1 protein-coding gene is annotated in these 2566 nt (G+C 71.0%); it reads right to left on the bottom strand.

Annotated features, from left to right (window positions below):
* Nucleotides 1–30: 30 nt before the first annotated feature.
* On the bottom strand, nt 31–2566 hold a 2536-nt coding region (locus ACRDP3_RS19940; protein WP_431518333.1), incomplete at its 5' end, for an MFS transporter.

Here is a 2566-nt window from a genome sequence, read left to right as displayed (position 1 = left end):
CGCGTCACCCACCGGCCGGCCCGGACCGGTTCACTCGTCCGGGTGGTGCAGCTCGATGTCGTAGTCGCCCGCACCGGAACCGTCGACCTTGAGTGCGGTCGCGACCGGCGGGTAGCCGCTGGCGATGACCGAGTAGTCACCGGCGTCCAGGTCGCCGAAGCCGTACGCGCCGTCCTCACCGGTGGTGGCGGAGCCGACCACGTTGCCCGCCGCGTCGACGAGCGTCACCCGCGCGTCCGGCAGCGGACTGCGGTCGAGACCGGCCCGGATCACGCCCTGAACGCGGGCGCCCGCCGCCAGTTCGATATCGATACGGGTGATGCCCTGCCCGTCGACCTCGACCGGCCGGGCGGCGGGGCGGTAGCCCGGCGCGCTGACGGCGAGCGTGAACGTGCCGGTCACCAGCTCGTCGAAGCCGAAGTCGCCGCGCTCACCGGTGCGTCCGGTGGCCAGCACCTCGCCGCGCACGTCGGTGACGACGACCATCGCGGCCCGTATCGGCTGCCCGTCGGCGGAGCCGCGTACGATCCCCGACAGTCCGCTGGTGGCGGTCAGCCGGATGTCGTGGCTCAGCGGCTTCTCGCCGATGACCACCGTCGACGCCTGCGGCTGGTGGCCGTCGGCGGCGGCGATCAGCACGTAACTGCCGGACTCGGGCGCGTCCAGGCCGTAACGGCCGTCCTGATGCGCCACGGAGCGGCCCAGCTGGCTTCCGCTCAGCGAGATCAGCGTCACCGCGGCCCGTGGCACTACGGCGCCGTCGGCGTTGCGGACGGTGCCGGCCACGGAGTACCCGGAGACGCCGAACGGCGTGTTGTCGGCGACGTCGTGTGCCGGCGCCGCAGCGGACCGGCCGGGGGCGTGTCCGTGCTCCGCCGCACCGGCACCGGCCAGGGCGGGTTCGGCCGCGGAACCGTACGGGCCGCCCTGCGCCGGGGTGTCCGAGGCAGTGGCAGTGGCAGTGGCAGCGGCGGAGGCAGCGGTGCCGGTGTCATCGGTGGTGCCGGCCGCGCCATCCGCCTGCTCGAGTCCCGACTTGGTGCTCAGGGGCACCTCCTTGACCCACAGCACCAGCAGCAGCGCCAGCAGGGCGGCCGGTGCCGCGTAGAGGAAGATGTCGCCGATGCCGTGGCCGTAGGCGCTCTCGATCACCTTGCGGATCGGACCGGGCAGCTCCGCCAGATCCGGGATGTCGCTGCCGCTGCCGCCGGTGGGGCCGCCGTGGTCGATGCCGAGCGTGCGGAGCCCGTCGGCGACGTAGTCGGTGATGCGGTGGGAGAGCACCGCGCCCAGTACGGAGACGCCCACCGCGCCACCGAGGGAGCGGAAGAAGTTCACCGTCGAGCTGGCGGCACCCAGGTCCTCGGGCCGCACCTGGTTCTGGGTGGCCAGCACCAGGTTCTGCATCATCATGCCGACGCCGGTGCCGAGCAGCGTCATGAAGACCGCCGACTGCCAGTAGACGGTGTCGTGCCGCAGCGTGCCGAGCAGCCCGAGACCCGCGGTCAGCAGCACGCCGCCGGAGCAGAGCCAGACCTTCCACTTGCCCGTACGGCTGATGATCTGCCCGGTGAGGGTGGTGGAGAGGAACATCCCCAGGATCATCGGGATCGTCATCACGCCGGCCATCGTCGGCGACTCGCCGCGTGCCAGCTGGAAGTACTGGCTGAGGTAGACCGTCGCGCCGAACATCGCGATCCCGACGAACAGGGAGGCGAAGGCGGTCAGCGTGATGGTCCTGTTGCGGAACAGCCGGAGCGGGATGATCGGTTCGGCGGCCTTGGACTCGACGAGGAGGAAGAGCAGGGCCAGCACCACCGAACCGCCGACCATCGCGTAGGTCTGCCAGGAGAGCCACTCGTAGGCGTCCCCGGCGAAGGTCACCCAGACCAGTATCAGCGAGGCGGAGGCGGCGACGAGGAAGGCACCGGACCAGTCGATCTTGGCCTTCCGCCTGAGCAGCGGGAGGTGCAGCGTCTTCTGCAGCAGCACCAGTGCGATGACCGCGAAGGGGATGCCGACGTAGAAGCACCAGCGCCAGCCGAGCCAGCTGGTGTCCGTGATGACGCCGCCGAGCAGCGGGCCGCTGACCATGGCGACGGCGAAGGACGCACCGATGTATCCGGTGTAACGGCCGCGCTCGCGCGGGGAGATCATGGCCGCGATCACGACCTGGGCCAGGGCGGAGATGCCGCCCATGCCTATGCCCTGCACCGCGCGCGAGGCGATCAGCATGCCGGTGTTCTCCGCGAAACCGGCGCTGGCCGAGGCCAGCACGAAGATCACGATGGCCGTCTGTACCAGTGCCTTCTTGCTGAACAGGTCCGCCAACTTGCCCCACAGCGGGGTCGACGCGGTCATCGTCAGCAGCGACGCCGTCACCACCCAGGTGTACGAGCTCTGGCCGCCGCCGAGATCGGAGACGATCTGGGGCAGCGCGTTGGAGACGATCGTCGACGACAGGATGGCGACGAAGATGCCGAGCAGCAGCCCGGACAGCGCCTCCATGATCTGCCGGTGCGTCATGGGTGCGGCGCCGCCGGGCCCTGCGGCAGCGGGCGCGTCC

Origin of the sequence: Streptomyces sp. (genome assembly GCF_050698815.1) — a bacterium.
Taxonomy (GTDB): Bacteria; Actinomycetota; Actinomycetes; order Streptomycetales; family Streptomycetaceae; genus Streptomyces.
Note: the sequence above shows the minus strand (reverse complement) of the source record. Positions and strands in the feature narration are given on the sequence as shown.